Source organism: Paenibacillus sp. FSL H8-0282 (assembly GCF_037963825.1).
Classification (GTDB): Bacteria; Bacillota; Bacilli; order Paenibacillales; family Paenibacillaceae; genus Paenibacillus_AQ; species Paenibacillus_AQ odorifer.
Genome location: NZ_CP150146.1, coordinates 2,107,551 through 2,127,936, shown reverse-complemented (window position 1 = coordinate 2,127,936; position 20,386 = coordinate 2,107,551). Strand labels below are relative to the sequence as shown.

Annotated in this window: 18 protein-coding genes; 12 read left to right on the top strand and 6 right to left on the bottom strand. The window is 47.8% G+C overall.

The genetic code is table 11. The features are described 5' to 3' along the window. Positions 1-14 precede the first annotated feature (14 nt). Complete coding sequence (locus NST94_RS09090) at positions 15-3,626, bottom strand: DNA polymerase III subunit alpha (RefSeq protein ID WP_076301305.1); 3,612 nt, start codon at positions 3,624-3,626, stop codon at positions 15-17. 141 nt (positions 3,627-3,767) lie between these two features. On the opposite strand from NST94_RS09090, the gene NST94_RS09085 reads away from it, so the two are divergent. The 3 genes from NST94_RS09085 (at position 3,768) to NST94_RS09075 (ending at position 4,995) form a co-directional block, all read left to right on the top strand. Further along, positions 3,768-4,091, top strand: coding sequence for a YtrH family sporulation protein (locus NST94_RS09085; RefSeq protein ID WP_036678886.1), 324 nt, complete (start codon positions 3,768-3,770; stop codon positions 4,089-4,091). 5 nt (positions 4,092-4,096) lie between these two features. Next, a complete protein-coding gene (locus tag NST94_RS09080) occupies positions 4,097-4,597 on the top strand; it encodes a DUF4044 domain-containing protein (RefSeq protein ID WP_038569663.1) in 501 nt (166 codons plus the stop codon). A gap of 83 nt (positions 4,598-4,680) precedes the next feature. Further along, positions 4,681-4,995 carry a YtpI family protein gene (locus tag NST94_RS09075; protein ID WP_076124899.1) on the top strand — a complete coding sequence of 105 codons (315 nt, stop codon included), beginning with the start codon at positions 4,681-4,683 and terminating at the stop codon, positions 4,993-4,995. Between the two features lie 134 nt (positions 4,996-5,129). Here NST94_RS09075 and NST94_RS09070 read toward each other — a convergent pair whose 3' ends face one another. Next, positions 5,130-6,464 carry a DRTGG domain-containing protein gene (locus NST94_RS09070; protein WP_076124897.1) on the bottom strand — a complete coding sequence of 445 codons (1,335 nt, stop codon included), beginning with the start codon at positions 6,462-6,464 and terminating at the stop codon, positions 5,130-5,132. A 300-nt stretch (positions 6,465-6,764) separates the two neighbouring features. Here NST94_RS09070 and NST94_RS09065 point away from each other — a divergent pair, with 300 nt between their 5' ends. Both NST94_RS09065 and NST94_RS09060 read left to right on the top strand, forming a co-directional pair. Then, entirely contained in the window at positions 6,765-7,595 is an 831-nt protein-coding gene (locus tag NST94_RS09065) for a hypothetical protein (protein WP_076301306.1), read from the top strand. Positions 7,596-7,753: 158 nt separating this feature from the next. After that, positions 7,754-7,894 (top strand): hypothetical protein, encoded by a 141-nt coding sequence (locus NST94_RS09060; protein ID WP_339281894.1) that lies wholly within the window; start codon positions 7,754-7,756, stop codon positions 7,892-7,894. Positions 7,895-8,572: 678 nt separating this feature from the next. Here NST94_RS09060 and NST94_RS09055 read toward each other — a convergent pair. Further along, positions 8,573-8,854, bottom strand: a complete 282-nt coding sequence (locus tag NST94_RS09055) for a hypothetical protein (RefSeq protein ID WP_076202990.1) — start codon at positions 8,852-8,854, stop codon at positions 8,573-8,575. 195 nt (positions 8,855-9,049) lie between these two features. Between NST94_RS09055 and NST94_RS09050 the strand changes: the two genes are divergently transcribed. Further along, positions 9,050-9,625: a hypothetical protein gene (locus NST94_RS09050; RefSeq protein ID WP_076184272.1), complete on the top strand. Its 576-nt coding sequence runs from the start codon at positions 9,050-9,052 to the stop codon at positions 9,623-9,625. Positions 9,626-9,749: 124 nt separating this feature from the next. Here the strand turns inward: NST94_RS09050 and NST94_RS09045 are convergent, their stop codons facing one another. Further along, positions 9,750-10,088 (bottom strand): YlbF family regulator, encoded by a 339-nt coding sequence (locus NST94_RS09045; protein ID WP_036683973.1) that lies wholly within the window; start codon positions 10,086-10,088, stop codon positions 9,750-9,752. A 435-nt stretch (positions 10,089-10,523) separates the two neighbouring features. On the opposite strand from NST94_RS09045, the gene NST94_RS09040 reads away from it, so the two are divergent. From NST94_RS09040 to NST94_RS09015, 6 genes are read left to right on the top strand one after another with little or no spacing between them, the layout of a single operon-like run. Next, a complete protein-coding gene (locus NST94_RS09040; RefSeq protein WP_076124889.1) occupies positions 10,524-11,891 on the top strand; it encodes a YheC/YheD family protein in 1,368 nt (455 codons plus the stop codon). A 10-nt stretch (positions 11,892-11,901) separates the two neighbouring features. After that, a complete protein-coding gene (locus tag NST94_RS09035; RefSeq protein WP_076301307.1) occupies positions 11,902-13,068 on the top strand; it encodes a YheC/YheD family protein in 1,167 nt (388 codons plus the stop codon). Next, on the top strand, positions 13,069-14,442 hold the full coding sequence (locus NST94_RS09030) for a YheC/YheD family protein (protein ID WP_076301308.1): 1,374 nt from the start codon (positions 13,069-13,071) through the stop codon (positions 14,440-14,442). After that, positions 14,439-15,551: a YheC/YheD family protein gene (locus NST94_RS09025; protein ID WP_076124884.1), complete on the top strand. Its 1,113-nt coding sequence runs from the start codon at positions 14,439-14,441 to the stop codon at positions 15,549-15,551. The genes NST94_RS09030 and NST94_RS09025 overlap by 4 nt, the downstream gene beginning before the upstream one ends. A gap of 26 nt (positions 15,552-15,577) precedes the next feature. Beyond that, positions 15,578-16,096 (top strand): GNAT family N-acetyltransferase, encoded by a 519-nt coding sequence (locus tag NST94_RS09020; RefSeq protein WP_076301309.1) that lies wholly within the window; start codon positions 15,578-15,580, stop codon positions 16,094-16,096. After that, positions 16,078-17,208, top strand: coding sequence for a YheC/YheD family protein (locus tag NST94_RS09015; protein ID WP_076184268.1), 1,131 nt, complete (start codon positions 16,078-16,080; stop codon positions 17,206-17,208). The genes NST94_RS09020 and NST94_RS09015 overlap by 19 nt, the downstream gene beginning before the upstream one ends. Positions 17,209-17,285: 77 nt before the next feature. Here NST94_RS09015 and NST94_RS09010 read toward each other — a convergent pair whose 3' ends face one another. Together NST94_RS09010 and NST94_RS09005 are read right to left on the bottom strand one after the other, a co-directional pair. After that, on the bottom strand, positions 17,286-18,671 hold the full coding sequence (locus NST94_RS09010; RefSeq protein ID WP_038569657.1) for a sugar ABC transporter substrate-binding protein: 1,386 nt from the start codon (positions 18,669-18,671) through the stop codon (positions 17,286-17,288). A 93-nt stretch (positions 18,672-18,764) separates the two neighbouring features. Next, on the bottom strand, positions 18,765-20,381 hold the full coding sequence (locus NST94_RS09005) for a response regulator (protein ID WP_256720944.1): 1,617 nt from the start codon (positions 20,379-20,381) through the stop codon (positions 18,765-18,767). Positions 20,382-20,386: the final 5 nt, after the last annotated feature.

Below are 20,386 nucleotides of genomic sequence, written 5' to 3'. Positions count from 1 at the left end.
GGGGAGAATTGTTCTTATTTTATTCTTACCGTACCTGCACCCAGCATAACCTCGATCGCCGCGAAAAGTTCCTCGGACGGCTTAATTCGATAATTATCGCTAAGAGCTAGGAGCTTCTGATCCTGTTCATAGAACAGAAGCGTCGCAGCAGGACCGGGATGATTCTGCAGTAGCTCTTTCAGGCGCGACAGCAACGCTGCATTCTCTGAGGCCGGCGTGATCTTGATAAAGACACGCTGGCCTGAGGTCGCCGCTGTTGCTGGCGCGGCCTGTGCAGGTGTTGCAGCCGGACCAGTGGCGGCACCGCTGGTCCGGGAAGCAGGAGCTGCGCCGCGTGGCGGCGCTCCTGCCGAGGCCGAGCGTCCCGCGCTGTACGAGCGGGACGCGGCGGCACTGCGGCGCTGCAACAGCCCGCGGAGAGCCTCCGCAGACAGCAGCGCCACTTCCTCGGCCAGCAGCTTGAAGCCTTCGTCTTCCTGCTGAACCTTAGCGCGCAAGGCCAGCAGCGCGCCCTTGGCAATCAAGCTGCGGCTTCGCTTCCACACCTCAGGGAAGAGTACGACCTCGCAGCGCTCGATCTGATCTTCCCATTCGACGAAGGCCATCGATTTTCCTTGCTTCGTCGTAATTTCCTTAACGGATACTACCATTCCGGCCGTAACCGTCTGGCTCTCATCCGCAGCTTCACCAAGATCCATCAGCCGCTGCATGCCGGGCTCCTCAAGCAGTTCCGCGCTATCATCAAGCGGATGGCCCGAAAGATATAACCCCAGCAGCTCACGTTCCATCTCCAGCTGCTGGCCAATGGTGAACTTAGGGATATCCGGATAGCGGATTTCCCAGTTCGGTGTCTCCACCAAATCGTCGAACAGCTGGATTTGCAGTTCATCCCGCTCCTTGCGCCATTTCAGCGCAGCGTCAACCGTCTCGTCCAGCATAGCCAGCAGCTGGGCGCGGTGACCTGGCAGACAGTCAAAAGCTCCCGCCTGCAGCAAAGATTCCACTACCCGCTTATTACAGACCCGCAGGTCCACACGTCGACAGAAATCTAGCAGACTGTCGAACGGCCGCTCCTTGCGGACTGCCATAATGTTCTCCACTGCCAGTGTTCCGACGTTCTTAATGGCTGCGAGTCCAAAGCGGATATGCCCGGTTCCGGTTCCTTCGCCAGGAACCGGAGTAAACAATACGCCGCTCTCGTTCACATCCGGCGGCAACACGCCGATGCCCGTGCGGCGGCAGTCCAGCACATACTCCGCTACCTTGCGGTGAGTGCCCATTACAGCGGTCAACATAGACGCCATAAACTGCACCGGATAATGCGCCTTGAGATAGGCTGTCTGGAAAGCCAATACTCCATAAGCCGCGGCATGAGCACGCGGGAAGCCGTAATCAGCAAAGCGCACGATCATGTCATAAACAGCATTTGCATCCGTTTCATTATACCCCTGCTGCAAGCTGCCTTGAACAAAATGGCTCCGTTCCTTATCCAGCGTCTCACGTTTTTTCTTTGAGACCGCTCGACGGAGCAGATCCGCTTCTCCTAACGAGAAGCCCGCCATCAGAGAAGCAATCTGCATGATCTGTTCCTGATACACAATGATCCCATAGGTGTCCGCTAAAATAGCCTTCAAATCAGAATGTGGATACTCTACTTCAATCTCACCGTGTTTGCCTGCTATATATTTCGGGATAAATTCCATCGGACCCGGACGATACAGCGCTAGAACCGATACAATATCTTCAAAGCCGTTAGGCTTCAGATCTTTAAGTACTCGTCTAACGCCCGCCGACTCCAGCTGGAAGACCCCTGTTGTCTCACCAGCCCCAAGCATTTCATACGTAGCTGGATCATGATCTGGGATAACACGGAAATCCGGAACACTTCCGCTCATTTCTTTAATCGAATTCATGCAGCGTTCGATAATCGACAACGTGCGCAAACCCAGAAAATCCATTTTCAACAGCCCGACACTCTCCAAATGCTCCATAGAGTATTGGGTTAACGCCGTACTTTCGTTACCTTCCTGAAGTGGGACTGCATCGGTCAACGGACCTTTCGAGATAACAACCCCAGCAGCATGTGTCGAAGCATGGCGGGGCATGCCCTCCACCTTCATAGCCATATCCAGCAACCCTTTAATCTTTGGATTGCTATCATACAGTGCTTTAAGATCTGGTGTACTCTCCAGCGCCCTGGCAAGGCTGATCCCTAGTTGACCAGGTATAAGCTTGGCAGCTTTGTCTACCTCGTTATAAGGCAAGTTCAGCACCCTGCCTACATCACGAACGGCAGCCCGTGCAGCCATAGTTCCGAAAGTAATAATTTGCGCCACATGTTCTTTGCCGTATTTCTCCACTACATAACCAATAACCTCATCACGCCGTTCATCGCTAAAATCGATATCAATATCCGGCATGGTGATCCGTTCTGGATTTAGAAAACGTTCAAAGAGCAAGTTATATTTCAATGGGTCCACATCGGTGATTCGCAAAGAGTATGCGGTGAGACTACCCGCGGAAGATCCCCGTCCGGGTCCCGTAGCAATTCCCTGACGATGACAATAAGCAATAAAATCCCACACAATTAGAAAATAATCGCTGAAGCCCATACTCTCGATAACGCCCAGCTCATAGGTGAGACGCTTCTCAGCCGTCTCTCTTTGCTCAGGTGTAGTCCATTGCGGTGTATCTATATATCGTTCCTCCATCCCCTTCCAGCACAGCTCACGCAAATAAGCAGCGGAATCCATGCCTTCAGGGAGCGGAGAATAGGCAGGCAGAATATGATTGCCGAAGGTAAGCTCCAAATTACATTTTTCTGCGATCAATAAGGTATTGGCGATAGCCTGCGGCACGTGCGGAAACAATGCCGCCATTTGCTCGCTGCTTTTTAGAAACAGCTGATCTGTTCCGATCTTGAGACGTTCCTCATCATCCACCGTTTTGCCTGTTCCGATGCAGATCAGCACATCCTGAACCTCAGCATCTTCCTTCGCTAAATAATGGACATCATTCGTCACCACAAGTGGAATTTCACAGTCCTCGGCAAGGGCGATCAGCTTGGGATTGACTCTCTTTTGCTCGGAGATCCCGTGGTCTTGCAGCTCCAGATAGAAATCTTCGCCAAAAATCGCCTTATATCGCAGCGCAGCCTTGCGCGCCTCCTCATCACGTCCATGCAGCAGATGCTGCGGCACTTCTCCGCCCAGACAAGCACTTAGGCAGATAATCCCCTCTGAATGAGCTGCCAGCACTTCCATATCAATTCGTGGTTTATAATGATGGCCTTCCAGATGGCCGATAGAGATCAGCTTCATCAGGTTCTTGTAGCCGGTTTCATTCTTGACGAGCAGAATCAAGTGGTAGATCGGTTGATCTTTTCGACTGCCCCGCTCACGGCGTGAACCCGCGGTTAAATAAGCTTCACAGCCAATAATCGGCTTGATTCCATTCTCTTTACACGCTTTATAAAAGGGGATGGCCCCGTACATCACTCCATGATCCGTAAGCGCCAGCGACTTCATGCCGTATTCGCCGGCCCGGCGCACGAGATCGGTAATGCGCGCCGCCCCGTCCAGTAAACTGTATTCGCTGTGCACATGCAAATGCACGAAAGGGCTCATAACCCCACTTCCTCTCTACTGCAAAAATCAAACATAAGATGAAACTATTTTATCATATTAAAGGGGGACCCGCCCATAGAATGGATTAAGAGCATAAGGACAGGCAAAGCTTGTAAATGCCTCGTCCGGGAAGGGGCCTGTATGAGCATTTTTATGAGCAAAGCTATCCTCGACTTCTTTATCGCCTTCGGCATCGTGCTTGGCGGAGCTATGCTCGGCGGAATCGGCGCCGTTGTATCCCTGCAACCGCCGACGCAAACGATGCTGGATGTGGCAGATCGGATTAAAATATGGGCACTAGCAGCCGCTGTAGGAGGTACTATGGACCCCTTACGGGTCATTGAAAGCAACATGATTGGAGGCAACCTCTCCCCCGCCATCAAACAAATCATGTATCTTGCCTTCGCTTTTCTAGGAGCCCATATGGGCAGTGAGCTAGTAAAATGGGTGTGCGGCAGGGGGTAACGCCAGTGAGAGTTCCACCATTCAGTCGTTTTCGCAGATTCACCCAGATCTCCGCTATATTCATGCTAGGGATCGTCGTAGGAGCTGTCATATACAATGCTATTTACCATGTAGGATATAACGTATTATGGCTGCATAATCAAGATCTGCGTGTACAGATCGAGCAATATCAAAAAGATATTCAGACACTCAAAAAATACAATAATACCTCAACCGTGATCAGAGAAATCAAAATTCGATCGGAGGAAAGCAAATCCAAAGAAGATACCCCACTTGACCCCGTAACTGTAAAATTAATTATAAGCCAAATGGGCTCAGATCTGGAACCGATGCGCGGCCGCAGCATGTTCGATATTGATACAGACAGCAAACTGGTTAGACTGCTGTTGGATGGCAAGCTATACATTGTGCGTGACAAGGAATACTCTGTCAAAATCCGAACCATGCTCGTCATGGAAGGCGTCCTGCAAATCTGGGTAGAAATCAGTCCTTTTAAGCGCAGCTGACAGCCATCGTGTGATACAATAATGGACAGACGTGGAAATTACTTCTTGGCTACTGCAAGACACGATAAAGGAGCTGGCTGTCCATGGTTTTATTTATCAAGTATTTATTGTTTATCCTGCTGGTGATCTTTGTAATCGGTGCCGCTGTGTTCAGCATATCCTCCCGCCGTGCCTTAAATCCCCAAGATAAAGGGCTGAAACGCTCCGTCATGAATGTGATGCTCGGTGCTATGCTCGTAACGCTGTCCTTGATATCCATGTTTTTGTTTCGCGGCTCTACCGTTAATATCATTGTTGAAGCTGCCTTTCTGCTGATTGGTGCGTTCAACATCTTCTCGGGGCTACGCAGCTATAGTTTTTACAGCCGTAGTCGCAGCCGTAGCCAGGAACAACACTAGTCGAAAACTTAGCTGCTGTTCTGACGGAATAGAAAGAATAAAATAGACTCCCCTCTCTTTCAATGATGAGGGCAGTCTATTTAGCATGTATACGATCCTATTTACCGTATGCTATCCAGCTAGCAAACCATTTTTTAGCCATGATCAATGGATTGCAGCATCAGAACAGCTTTGGCTACCAGAGTATCCGAGTGGCTGATCTCAATTTCAAGCTTACAGGTACGGCGGCTGATTTCGAGCAGTCTCGGCATTACAATGATCGCATGTTCGATCTGTACCGGTCGGATAAAATAAGTGGACATATTATCTAGTACATAATCATTTCCTGTGATGTCCTTAGCTGCTTTAAAAGCCGAGAGCGTCATAAGCGTAGACAATATCCCTTCAGAAATCGTCCCAAGATCCGTGGCCATCTGCGGCGTAATAAAGCCATGGAAGAACAATCGTCCCTCTTCGTCCCGCTCATCCGCAAAACCATTCCAAATGAGATGATCAAAAGTCTCTCCCAGCTGAGGTTGATTCCGGACATCGCGTAAGCTTTGCAGCACTTCTTTACGGGTTAGGGAGCCTACCAGTTTACGGTTACGGTCCACTATGGGCAGAAAATCCACGCCTTCCCACATCATGATCTGGGCCGCGGAGGCTAGTGAGGTTTGCAGTGCAGCCGTAACCGGACTGCGAATCATCGCTTTTTCAATGATCTGGCCTTCCGTCAATTCCTCTACATCGCGGCGACCGATAATGCCGATGACTCGGTTCCATTCATCCGTAACGGGAAAGCGCTGCTCTCCAGTTTCCTCAGAAACCTGTCGTAGCTCGCCGACGGTACTAGAGATTTTCAACGTATTCAGGCGCGGTTTGCTGTCGATAATATCTTCTACCAGCATAATTTTTTTCTTTATCAATCTATCAAAAATGGCACGGTTAATCATTGAAGCGACGGTAAACGTGTCATGTCTCGAAGAAATAATGGGAAGATCCAGCTCGTCTGCCAATGCCTTCACTTCACGGCTCGTCCCAAAGCCCCCTGTCACCAGAACCCCCGCACCCTGCTCCAGCGCTAGAGAGTGAACATCATCGCGGTTCCCTACAATCAACAGACTGTCAGCATCTATATAACGGATCATTGCATCGACCTTCATCGCCCCGATCACGTATTTATGCAGATGTTTATTTAGTCCACTTGCTCCGCCAAGCACATGCCCTTCAACAATATCAACTACATCGCCAAACGTCAGCTGTTCTGAAATGTTCCGAGGTTTCTTTTCTACACGAACTGTACCAATCCGTTCCTTCGTGATGACTATCCCGAGATTCTCAGCTTCCTTCACTGCACGGTAAGCAGTCCCTTCGCTGACTAACATTTCTTTGGCGAGCTTGCGAACAGATATTTTGGTGCCTACCTTAAGACCTTCAATATGCTGCAGCAGTTGCTCGTGTTTAGTAATCGCATCGCCTTGACCTTCCAACTGTTACACCCCCATGCTCCGATCTGTACTATACTGTACCTATTATACACGGATAGAATGGCTCAGTACAACCGATTCATAAGCTTCGAATTCGAATTTCACTCTCCTTACACAATCTACGATTAAGGTAGGTATTGCCACATAGTAAGTTTGAAAACCACCTTAAAATCGAATTTTTTGAAACTGAATATCTCTGATGTGTTTTAAGCTGACCTTAAACATTCGCTGCCTTTATTTAGCAACCTTTTCCTCTTTTTTATAGTCTGAGAATTAAAGAATGTGTAAAGGAGCATTGAAGATATGAACAAGACCGCTTTATTACTACTTACTATTACTTTGCTTTTTATAGGACTGGTCGGCTGTGGAAATACGGGAAACAAAGTAAAACAAGCAGGCCAGATTGAGTTGGATGCAAATAATATAGTTTCTATTAACTTAATTGAAAAAAAACAGCCCATGGCCACTATTTCGGATCCATCCTCGTTTGAACGTTTCGTTCAAGCCATAACTACTGCTGAATATGATAGAGGACAACTAGATATTGCTCCCAGCGATTACAGCACCACTGGGAACATGAAGGATGGCATAAGTTATGAGTTCTCTTTTGGGATCGGCGGAAGTAACAGTGGGTTACTCATTAAATCCGGACAAATGGGCCACTATCGTCTGTCAGATACCAGCAAAAAAGATCTATTGGACTTGTTTCAATCAACTTTTAAAGATAAGATTTCATCAGAAGACACTGCTAACCCACAGCCCCCAAGCGTTCAAGTTACTGTTGGCGGTGAGCGGTTCGAGGCTATTCAAGGCTCTTATTGCTGGAACGACAATGGCAAAGGCGTATGTGTGGATATGGCTTCTTACGATGAATTGGTTTCCCAACAAAAGGTACATCCTAAAGCCATCAGCGGTGATCGGGTAGAACTCGAGTTCTCATATGCACCCAAAGAGATAGAGGTTATGGCTTCATTTCCTCGTGAGGAACGACCGGACGAAGCCCTTTCCGTGGACAAAAATAGTTTTCAACTCGCAGCAGGTAGCGGCAAACATCTGTATATCATCCATGCAAGATGGCCTCAGGGAAGCGCCAGTTATGTATTTGAAGTAGAATGCTCGGTCAGCAAAAAGTAATCGGATTGTTTTTGCTTAACAAGTGGGGGGATGGTCGGATGATGGGATGGGATGATAGGATGATTGGATGATTGGATGGTAGGATGGTAGGATTATGCCCATCCTCTCTACGATCAGGAAAAAAGTTTAATAATATCGACGTGAAAGGAGCTGAGCTTATGCAATTTCTTGTTATACTCGCGGTTCTCGTTCCTGCGGTGTGGTATTACGCGGCTCTTGGTAAACGGATATCTGCAGAAGAAAAGAAGGCTGGAAGAGATCTCACGAATGAGATCAAACCTTTTACGGGTGGAAAATAACATTATGCCCCCTGCAAGCAATACAGGGAGCATAAAAAAGTCCACTGGCTTAGGCTAGTGGGCTTTTTCGTATGAGTGTGTCTCTTTTGTATGCTCTTTGTGTGACTTGTGCAATTGGCTCGTCATTCTGAGGCATTTATGCCTCTCATTTGGCTACTTCTGCAATTTCCGCAGCATTCTGAGGCACTTATGCCTCTCTTTGCACCACATCTACGCTTTCCGCAACATTCTAAGGCATTTTTGCCTCTCTTTTCGCCATTCCTGCGCTTTCCGCAGCATTCTGAGGCACTTATGCCTCTCTTTTGGCTAGTTGTGCGTTTTGCGCGACATTCTACGGTATTTATACTTCTCTTTTCCCCACTTTTGCGTTTTGCTCGACATTCTAAGGCACTTATGCCTCTCTTTGCACCACATCTACGTTTTCCGCGGCATTCTGAGGCATTTATGCCTTTCTTCGCACCATTGCCGCGCTTTCCGCAACATTCTAAGGCATTTGTGCCTCTCTTTGCGCCGCTTCTGCGCTTTCCGCAACATTCTAAGGCATTTTTGCCTCTCTTTTCGCGACTTCTACGCTTTCGGCGGCATTCTGAGGCACTTATACCTCTCTTTGCACGACTGCCGCGCTTATTCGAGAGACCTGAAGCTAATCTAGCTTTTTAGTATCCGATGCCAACTCTATTATCTTTGCGAAACTCTAGTTTCTTCATTCCACTTTGTCTGCCATTGCTCCAGCTTTGCTTTTCGCACAGCTTCCAAACGTTTGGTCTTTTCTTCATCAACCCCGATAATAAAATGCAAATGTGCCGCAATGACCATAAACGCAAAAAGTGACCAGACGACTCCAAAACCAAACACCCAGCTCGGTCCATTCGCAAGCGAAAGCTTCGGCAGTGCATACAAAAGCATGGCCAACGCCAGCAACAAATAGATACCATGTTTGAACTTGTTTCTTTTTCTCATTAATAACAGCTCCTTCGTAGACAGGATATTCGATTGAATCTATATCTCTACTCTATGAACATGAGGCCCGTAATATGAGACAAGTCCATTAAAAAATATATACCTTTTCAAAATTATGTATAAAAGGTTAGCATTTATATAGCAAGAGACGCTTATATATGAGATGATGATTTCATTTAGGGAGGCGTTTTTGAATTGAATGCAGCTTATAATCATACCGAATACATAATTCGCAAAAAAGTATTTTCGATCATGGGTGCGAAACTTCATATTTTTGATAGCTCTGAGCAGCTTGTGCTCTATTCGCAAATGAAAGCGTTCAAGCTTAAAGAAGACATTGCACTTTATACGGATGAGTCCATGCAGAAGGAGCTTCTGCGCATAAAAGCCCGCAACGTGGTCGATTTTAGTGCTACTTATGATGTACACGATACAGAGTCCGGTGAGCATATTGGTTCTTTTCGACGTAAGGGTCTCAAATCTATTTTGAAGGATGAATGGATTATTCTTGACCGTCATGATCAGGAAATCGGAAAAATCAAGGAAGACAGCACCGCGATGGCTCTACTGCGCCGCTTCATCGCTATTATTCCGCAGAAATATAATATCGAGATGGATGATACTACGATCCCTGCATTCAAGCAAAATTTCAATCCATTTGTCACCAAAATTATGGCTGACTTCTCGGAGGATCGAAAAGGCAAGCTTGATCGCCGCTTAGGTTTGGCAGCTGGTATTCTTCTCTGCGCAGTCGAAGGTAAACAAGATTAGGTTGAGGTTGAGATTGGGTCGAGCTTGAACTTAGGCTAGCCATATAGCCACATCCATAAGAAAGAGGGTGTTTCCAGAGCCACCGGCTTCGGGAACACCCTCTTTTGATTTTCATTGCTAAAATTTATTCGCCGTACAATTGAGACAAACTCTCGGTGATAATTTTATTTACATCCTCGATTACAACGCTCAGACGGCGTTCCGCATCGAACAGACGACGAATGCCAAGATTCAAGTTAAGCACCTCGAACAGCTTCTCCATCTTTTCCATTTCTTCCTGTGGAGGCATTTCTCCGCTCATCATCCGTTGTTGCAGCTCCATCTGACCTTGGCGGAAATTGTCCAGCATCGCTTTCGCTTCAGGATCCGTTTCTACGACCTTCATGGCATTTCTGATATCCGATACCTCGCTGCTCTCTTTAATGGCTTTCGCCAATTCATGTGCTTTGTCGTGAATGCTCATTATGATTCCTCCTAAAAGTTTTGTTAGCGTACACTCCTCAAATCGTCTTCGTACAAAACTCACTTCGAAAGCTTACGCTTAAGTTTTGTTAGCGTACACTTCCTATCGTCTTCGTAGAGAACTCGCTTCGAAAGCTTACGCTTAGGTTTTGTTAACATCTGCTTCCTGAATCTACTCTGCTCTAAAAACTCACTCCGAAAACATACGCTTAAGTTTTGTTAGCAGCTGCTTCCTGAATCCACGTCGCTTCAGTTTCCAATATTCGCTCATTCCATACTTGTTTCGCTTCTTGGGCCGAGCTTATGAAATGACTGGGCAAGGTTTTTAGCGGTTAGGTCAATCACCAAGGGTCATCTGTCTCCATATGATGAATGATATGTAACCCTTAGCTACCAAATTGCCGGCATCATGCTGCCTACCGGAAGGAGATCCACGATGTCCCAATTCAAGATCCCGGTCCATACGGTCAACTCGGGCATCCTGCAGGAAAACGCTATAATGCTTGGCGAAAAATCCATGAAAAGACTCAAAATCCCGTCTCACGGAACACTCCAGCTGGCATTCGGCTCTTTCCGGCAGGAGGTTACCATTATCTCGGCTCCCAAATCCGACATCCTGCGTGTAAGCGAAGGACTGGCGCAGCGGACCGGATGGAAACACCGACAAACCCTCAACGTTTCTTACAGCTCTGTAAGCCGCACCTTGCGGCTTGGACCGTTGATCGGCGTGCTCGTCAGTCGTGACCATCCAGATAATCTCGACAGGTTGTTTGGACCCATTACCATGTTCTGCCGGGAATTGACAAATGCCTGCCACACACAAGGCGCCTATGTATATTTCTTTACCCCGGAAGCGCTGGAAACACGCAGTTCTTCCATTCAGGGCTGGGTATACAACGAGGGTTGGAGAAAAATGAGTCTGCCCATTGCCGATGTAATCAACAATCGGTTAACGACGCGAAAGGTGGAGAATAAACCTAGCGTACAGCATTTTTTGGCGGATGTAAAATCACGATATGGAACGCATTTCTTCAACGAAAAATTTCTTGACAAGACAGAGGTATTTGAAGCTTTAGCGCAAGACCCTTCCCTGCAGCGGTATTTACCTGAGTCGCATGCGTTGAACGGCTTTGCCGTAATGAAGAAGATGTGCAGCCATTACCCAAGTGTATTTTTGAAACCTGTACGAGGCAGTCTCGGCAAAGGCATACTTCGTATCTCTAAAGAAGAAGGTGGAGGTTACCGTCTGTTGTCTACTACCTCCATAGGTACACGCAAGCAAAGCTACACCACTCTCGCTAAATTGTACCAGTCCATCGCTCCCAAAATGAAGACTACTCGATACCAGATTCAGCAGGGATTGCCTTTGATGGAGCTAGGAAGGCGGCCTGTAGATTTCCGGGCACTTGTTCAGAAGAATGGCAGCGGAAAATGGGGGGTTACCTCCATTGTCGCCCGCACCGCCGGAAGCAATCACTTCGTGTCTAATTTAGCTAGAGGTGGCAGTCTCAGCACTGTAAAAGAAGCGGTTAGCAAGAGCAGTCTTCCTCCGGGCGCAAAAGAAAACGTTCAGCTTCAGCTGCCCAGAGCAGCACTTGCCATTGCAAGAGGGGTCGAAACCTTTATCCCCGCTCATTTCGGAGAGCTCGGAATCGATCTGGCACTGGATCAATCAGGACGAATATGGCTCTTAGAGGTTAACTCCAAGCCCTCCAAGAACGATAATACACCGTTAAACGATCAAAAAATAAGACCGTCCGTCAAGCAAATGATTTTATATTGCCGCTACTTGGCCGGTTTATAAGGAGGACACGATGACTGAAACAGAAGTGGGGTTCCTCGGCATTATGACAGGCCGCCGCAACGGGAATCCACCGATCGCCGAGCCAGAGTTTTGCAGTCATTTATGCCGGGCAGCTCCTCTATACAGCCTAAAAGTCCTCGTATTTCATCCAGACGGAGTAGCGGCAGACGGGTCCTCCATTACCGGTTATACCTGGAAAGATGGAAGCTGGCAGAATACCACTTCTTCACCGCCAGATATTGTCTATAATCGCTGCTTTTACGAAGGTCCTAAAGAAAGAAAAGAAGCTTCCGCTGCTCTCTCTACTCTTCATCGTTCCCTGCCTTGGTCTCGAGGTTTGCCAGATAAATGGGGTGTACATGAGATATTGAAGCGCGACCGGAGAGCAGCGGCAATACTGCCGGAAACTGTACTCTATACCGGTACCCGCAGGTTAAGTACAATGCTTGCTGAAAGAGAATATGGAGTCTTTCTAAAGCCCAAGGCCGGCACCCATGGCAAACGTACATTACATGCCATACTGCAAAACAGAGGCATGAGAGTACGAGGGCGTGACGGTACAAATACACCTTTTCAATATGTTTTCGACTCACAGGCTGAAGGACTGAACTGGATTCATGAATTTATCGGCTCACGCCGCTATATTATACAGCCTTTCCTGCACCTAACGAATAGTAAGGGGCAACCGTTCGATGTGCGTGTATTGATGCAAAAGAATGGCCTTGGCCGCTGGACTCTTACCGGCATGGCCGTACGGCTGGGTAACCAAGGTTCGCTGACTTCGAACCTGCATGGCGGCGGAACAGCTGTTTCTCCCCTGCCTTTTTTGCTTGCTGAATATGGTCAGGGTGGAAAAGACATCATGCGTGAGCTTGCTGCAGAAGCTGCATACTTACCTCCCCTACTGGAGGCTGCATGCGGCAGGCTTGGAGAACTCGGCCTTGATTTCGGTATTGATTCGAGCGGTCGGATTCATTTACTAGAAGCAAATTCCAAGCCAGGGCGCACGGTATTCCGGCTGACGGGCGACCGCCGGGCTGCTAAGCTCGCCGCCGAGAATCCACTGTCTTATGCGCGCCATCTACTGCTCACACAACGACGGATACCATCCCTATCTACGGACAGCTCCGTTACAAACGGGAGAATGATAACAATGGTTCCTAAGGAGGATTCATAAATGAGTCTCACTTTTTGCAATGTGCATTTCACTAAGCAGCCCCAAAGAGTTGTATATGTATCAGGTGCACTGATGAAAAGCTTGAAGTTAACGGGGAAAAAAAATATACGCTTAAGGCTCGGTAAAGATGCCACCCCGACCATGATCAAGCCCATCAAGCGCGCCGGAAATCACCTATATCTCGCCTCAGGCGTAAAAAGCGCTATCAAGGTTCCGAAATCAGGTGGTGTCTATTTACGCAATCTACAGAATGACGAGGTGCAGCTAGGACCTTTAGTTGGCATATTGTCCGATGGTCCTGCTTCCTCGTCTCAGCCCTTCGGTTCTCGCACAGGGTTCATCAAGCAATTACTGCGGGAAGGTAGCAACAAATGTTATATATTTGCCTTTATGCCGCGTGACATCAACTGGCAACAGGAACAGGTCTATGGATATTTTTTGACTTCAAGCGGTAAGTTTGAACGAAAAATGGTCCCTCTACCTGATGTTGTCTATAATCGATTGCCCAGTCGAAGAGCTGAAACCTCACCCTATATCAACCAACTTCGCGAACGATTTATGCGGAAAAGAATTCCATACTTTAACTGGAGCTTTTTCAATAAATCCGATATCTATAAGCTTTTAGAAAATGATGGGGCGGCAAATCGTTATGTACCTGAAACCCACAGCAATCCGTCCACGGAAAAAATGAGAGAAATGCTGGATCACCATCATTTTGTATACTATAAACCTTCTGCGGGAAGTCTGGGTCACGGCATTTATCGGCTTACCTATCTCCCGAAAAAGGGGTATTTTGCCCGCTACCGTCGAGGAGGAAAAAACGTACTTCTACGCTTCACTACCTTTGAGAGCCTTATGCGTATGCTTCGTTCGCGTCATGGCCAAAATCTGCAAAATTATATAGTTCAGCAGGGAATACGCCTCATTGAAATAGATGGCTGCCCGATTGATTTCCGGTTTCATATGCATAAAAACGGCAGTAATCAGTGGATTGTAGTCGGCATAGGCGCTAAAAAAGCCGGCCGTGGCAGTGTCACCACTCACCTTAAAAATGGAGGAGCATTGCTTACACCTCAGCAAGCACTCGGACGTGTATTCGGCGCAAGAGCTGATGAAGTACTGCAGCGTGCAAAGACTACAGCCATCAAGCTGGCAGAATCACTAGAAGTCCAGCATCGTCATTTGCTCGGTGAAATTGGCTTTGATCTCGGAATTGATCAGGATGAAGACATCTGGATGTTCGAGGCCAACGCCAAACCAGGTCGTTCCATCTTCCGTCACCCTTCCCTGCGCGCTGAGGGCAAAGCTTCCATCGAGCACATTCTGGAGCATTGTCTATACCTCAGCAAATTCCGCAGGAGGGATGAGATGTGAGCACCCATAATCCGGAAGATACAAAACCTGTTATTGCCATACTGACAACCAGCGATAAAGTACGGCAATTTAATGGCAACCGCAGCAACTTCCGGGACATTATTCGCACAGGCAAAGAAATGGGATTTCTTGTCTACGTCATCACTGTCCGTGACCTCAAGCTTGAGGAACGGATGGTGAACGGATATGTCCCATCGTCCAGCGGTAAAATCTGGTACAGCATTCCTGTACCTCTTCCACAAATCATTTATAACCGAATTCCCACCCGTGAGGATGAGGAAAAACCTGCTGTGGTACGTAAAATAGCTCAATGCCTGGAACATCCAGGCATTAAGCTATATAATCCATATTTTTTCAATAAATGGAGTCTCTTCGAATGGTTGAGGGGTTCGCACTCCACCTCAAAGCATGTTCCAAAAACGAGACGATTACGCAGTGCAAACACCCTTACTGCCATGCTGAACCAGCATACCAGCCTCTACCTTAAACCAGAGAATGGCAAAGCAGGAAAAGGAATTATGCGCCTAAAATATCGTGCAGATACCGCTTTGCCTTACCGGCTCCAAATTCAAAGCGGCAAAAAAAATGTGACGTACAAAGCAGCTTCCATGGACCGGCTCTGGGCAAGAATCGGAAAAGAAAAAGGAATCTCTCGTTATATTGTGCAGCAGGCTATTGAACTGGCGACTCATCGGGGAAGACCGTTTGATCTGCGGGTGCTGCTGCAAAAAAACAGCAGAGGCGGCTGGGGAGTCACTGGCATAGGTGCACGCCTCGCCGGTGCCCGAAGTATAACGACACATGTACCACGCGGCGGTAGTATTGAAGAGCCTGCCAGCATGCTGGAAAGTACATTTGGAACCGAAAGAGCAGCCATGATCCTGAAGAGCGTGCCTACAACCGCCCTTCTTATCGCTAGACAAATTGAAAGAGCTTCTGACTCTATGCTCGGAGAGATGTCGATGGATCTGGGTGTAGATGAGAATGGGGGACTCTGGTTCTTTGAGGCCAACTCCCGGCCGATGAAATTTGATGAACCCGCGATCCGCAAGCTATCCCTAGAGCGAATCTTTCACTACGGCCAGCATTTAGCGCGCCAGTTTAAATAGAAATCATTAAAAGGATGTGACACAGCATGCAGATATCCTCCATCTATGACACAAATGCCAAGCAGTGGAAATCACGGCTGGCTGGACTGCTTGAGTTTATAAGAGCGCATGGGGAGAAGCGAATCACAAACCAAGCTTGCAAAATACTGGCCCGATTAACACCGGATCAGTTGTCAGAGCCGGGTATCTCGCTGCTTGTCGCTACCGTACGCGGTCAGAATGGGCGCCAGCTCGCAGGAGTCAGCTTCGTATCCGGTTTCGGTGCAGAAGCCTGTCTTGTCGCTGTGCACCCCTTCTACCGGAATAGACATACCGGCACTGCCTTAATGGCTGCCCAGCTGAAACGCCTCGGGCATCTGCAATGCAGTGTTGCCTGCGACAATACTGCTAGCCTAAAGATGTGCTTCAATATCGGCCTTGCTGCCGACACACTTACCACTGGTCCTACCGGCAAGCCAACATTACTGCTCCGGTCACCCCATCATACCGGCAGCACTACTATTTCTCCACAAGAAGGTGAACTCCTGTGCCAGAGCCCGTCTTAGGCATTCTTACTTTATATATTAACGAAGCCAAGCAGCTTGAAGAAAAGGCCGTGTACCGGAGAATGATCGTCGAGGGCAAACGAATTGGCTTGGATGTCTTTGTGTTTACCCCCATGGATGTTCATCCCAGCAAAGAGCAGATCCATGCCCTTGTCTTTGATCCCAAGAGCGGAAAATGGTCACGCAAATGGCGTTCTTTTCCGAACATGATTTATGACCGTTGCCGTATTCAGCGCAGCTCACGCTTTCAGCAACTGCTTCGTTTCCGAGAACGCTACAATCATCTGTTATTTCTGAATCGTCCACTGCGCAACAAATGGACCATTCACCAAACATTCTCACAAAAAAGCCGTTTCCGGCAGCATATGCCAGAAACATTACTCTATCAGTCCTCTGCCGACCTGCGCCGGATGCTGAAAACCAATTCAGTAGTCTATATCAAGCCGGCAAACGGCACAGGCGGACGTGGCATCCTCAGAATTGAGAGAATGAAGGATGGGCGAGGGGTATATGATATTCAAGGCCGTCGTCAGGATCGCCGAATCATTCCCACCCGTAAAGTCTCTTCTACTCGGCTGGATTCCATCGTACGGCAATGGTGCATCGGCGGGCGTTTCCTTATCCAACAGGGGATTCCATTACGTCTGCCGGGCGGACGTTTCCATGATTACCGGATGCTCGTTCAAAAGAACGGGCAAGGTGTCTGGGAACTGACAGGTATGGCTGCACGTGTCGGTGCAGCGCGGAGTGTAACCTCCAATCTTCATGGCGGTGGTCATGCCGTTCGAGCGGAAACGCTGCTGAAGGAATGGCTGGGCAGTCAGGATAAAACCGATAAGGTCATGAAGACTGCCGAGAGGTTGGGCCTTGATGCCGCAGCCTTCTTGGAAGAAAGTTACGGAGCCTTATGTGAGCTTGCATTGGACCTCGCCATTGATCGCGAAGGTAAAATTTACGTGCTGGAGGTTAATCCAAAGCCCGCCCGTGAAGTGTTCGCAAGATCAGGTGACGGAACCACATACCGCAAAGCCCTGATTCGCCCTCTGGAATACGCGCTGTGGCTCTACAATAACAAAGGAACCCCGAGCACAGCTAAAACGACTGAGGAATAAAAATTATCATAGTAGTCATCAAAAAAAGACGCCACTAGCTCGTATTAATACGAAGCCTAAGAGGCGTCTTTTTCGATTTATTTGGCCAATGATCCCTGCAGGGAACCTGCATCGAAGTCCGGCTGTGCTTCGATATCGGTGTCACCTGCGGCTTTGGCTTTTTCAAGTGCCGCATTATAGCGAGTATTCAAGTCCTGAAGCTCTTTATCTAAATCTCCACCACCAAAAATGTATCTATTGAAGACATCAACCTTCTTCAGTCCTTCCAGACGTCCTTCACTAATGACCATCGGAGTCGCTGGATAAATCCCGTCTAACTTTGTAGGCAGAAAATCTTCAATTCCTGCAATGTCTGGTGCCTTAGCAACAGTAGCAACCGATGGAATAACCGAAACCCCATACCCTGCTTCCTGGTAAGCAATCTGCACATCATCACTGTACATCCATTCAATAAACTTCCAAGCTTCTTCCTTATGCTTCGAATCCTTGCTCATAGCCAAATAACTTCCTGCAATAACTTGGCTGACACCCTTCTGCTCCCCGTCAATGGTTGGAGGAATCGCAGCTGCCCAGCGAATTTCAGTTGGGAATTGGGTTTTGTAGACCGTCGGCTCAACGGAATGGTTGAAATACATACCGATCTTGCCTTGAGCAAATTGCGCACGCAGCGGGTCGATATCAAGCGATTCCGATCCTGGCATCATGCTTCCATCCACCTTAATCTGCCGCAGCGCCTCAGCAACCTCTTTATATACGCTAAAATCAAATTGCCCGGTCTGGAAGTCGAAGCCCTCTGTGCCCTTAGTCTTGCTAAGTGTTGTTATTGGATAAGCGATACGCTCAAATCCGCTGGTACTTTTGAAATTACCCGCGAAGCCGTAAGCGCCTATATCTTTTCCCGCTGCCGTAATTTTCTTGGCATCCTCGACCATCTCTGCGAGTGTGGTAGGCGGCTCTGTAATGCCAGCCTTCTCGAACAAATCTACGTTATAGATGAGGCGCCAGAACTGACCGATATTGGGAAGGCTATATATTTTGCCGTCAACGGTATTTTTCTCGTTGATAAGTACGTTCTCGAACCGGCTCTTCATCTCTGGTGAAATGTAGCTATCAAAAGATTCCAGATACCCTCTTTTGACCCATGTTGGCACGTTATAAGTATCCACCCGGAGAATATCAGGCGCCTGCATGCTGGAGAAGGCAATATCCACCGACTGCGTATAGTTCTCTGCCATAACCTTCATTTCAATCTCGATATTGGGATTAAGACCTTCATACTCACTGATCTTTTGCTCAATAAAATCAGAATCATGACGATCAATGGTCCAGTAGACCAATTTTGTTTTTTCGGAGTTTGTATTGCTGCTGCTTACCTCCGTATTAGATTCGGATGATGAACAGGCGGCCAACGAGCCAGCCAGCATCAGCGAAACCCCAGCTAATATCCATTTATTTCTTTTCATCTAAAATGCCTCCCTTTTCTTTTGAAATCGCATTCATTTCTTAAGAAAATTATAATTCCACTGCCCTTTTATCAGTGAAGGAGAAAACAACTGTCAATGGGAGACGAAATCACTGTTTCCCTCCACTTTGGGCAAGGTATATTTTGCACGAAAGTCAGTCGGCGTCATTCCGGTATATTTTTTGAACTGCTCTGTAAAATAGGGTCGATCCTCATAGCCCAAAGAGATGGCAATATCCTGAACCTGTATGCCTTCCAGCACCAGCTCCTTGGCTTTGTCCATTCGTCTCCCGATAATATATTGGGCGAGTGTCATTCCCGTCTCCTTTTTAAAAAGATTGGAGAAGTAGCTAGGACTAAGATGCACCTCCCGTGCACAGTCCGCGACGGATAGATTTCGATGCAGATTTCCATTGATATGAGTGATGGCCCGATCCACAAGCATACGCGCGTCACTGCATTGGCGTTGTTGCAAATACGTACAGCCCAAACGGCAAAATTCCCGAATCTGGCGGCTAAGATCTTCAAAAGAGACTGCACTGCTCATGTCTGCAAGCTTATTTTCCAGAGTTTTAACTTCCGAATCCGTTGCTTTTTCCGAGAAAATCCGATGGATAGAATGAGCCAGTTCAAGACATAACGTCTTAACGATGGACGGATTAGGCGTTGCCGGTGCAGTAATCCAATCATGCCAAATATGATCCAGCTGCTCCTCTGCTTTGGGTAAATTCGCCGAACGCAGACAATAAAGCAATTCTTTCTCCTTGTCATATGAGTATCTGGGTAGCGCGGCATTCACGACTGCATCTTCAACATAGGTGTACACGCTGTTCCCACCGTTCAGAAAGGTGTTCGCAAGTGCAGACAGCGCCTGCGCATAGGAAGCAGAAAGCTGCCCTACCTCCTCCACCTCTCCACCCAGTCCAATGGATACCGTCTGGTACGTATACCGATGTACATTTTCCCGGCATTTCTCTGCAAGTTGCTCCATATTCGGCTCCGCCAGAGGGTTCATCACAATAACGAACTGATTCACATTTTCCCGGAACACAATACCCCGAGTGTATTCGGATATTGTATTTTCCAAAATATTCTGTACGGCAAAGCGGATTAATTCCACCTCGGAAACCGTAAGTTCTGATGTACGTTCCACAAAAAAATCCACTTCCGCTACCATCACGCAAAAATTATAGTTATTCATCTCGATATTGTAAAAATCCCACTGCTGGCTCAAGTGCTGCTGTCTAGTTCCATAACGGATGAGCAGACGCATATATTCCTGACGCAAATAAGGTAAGCTCTCGCGCAGCTTTTGTTCCATGCCCATCATCTGCTCAGCTTGACTGCGTTCCCGCTCCAACACTTCTTTGGCCTTCAACACAGATTCAAGCACTTGAACCTTGGTATACGGTTTTACAATCAGATCAAAGGCACCCAGCTTAACTGCTTCCTGGGCATAGGTGAAATCAGAATAACCCGTCAAAAAAATCAGTTTGATGCCTGGCTGCTCGGCTTGGATGCTCCGCATCATCTCTAAACCATCCTTAAAAGGCATTCGGATATCCGTCAATACGATGTCAGGACGATGCTTGCGGATCTGCTCCAGACCTTCTTCCCCGTCTGCCGCGGTGGCCGCGATCACAATCCCATGTTCCTCCCAAGGAATCCGCTGCGACAATCCGCGGACCACTGCAGGAATATCATCAACAATACATA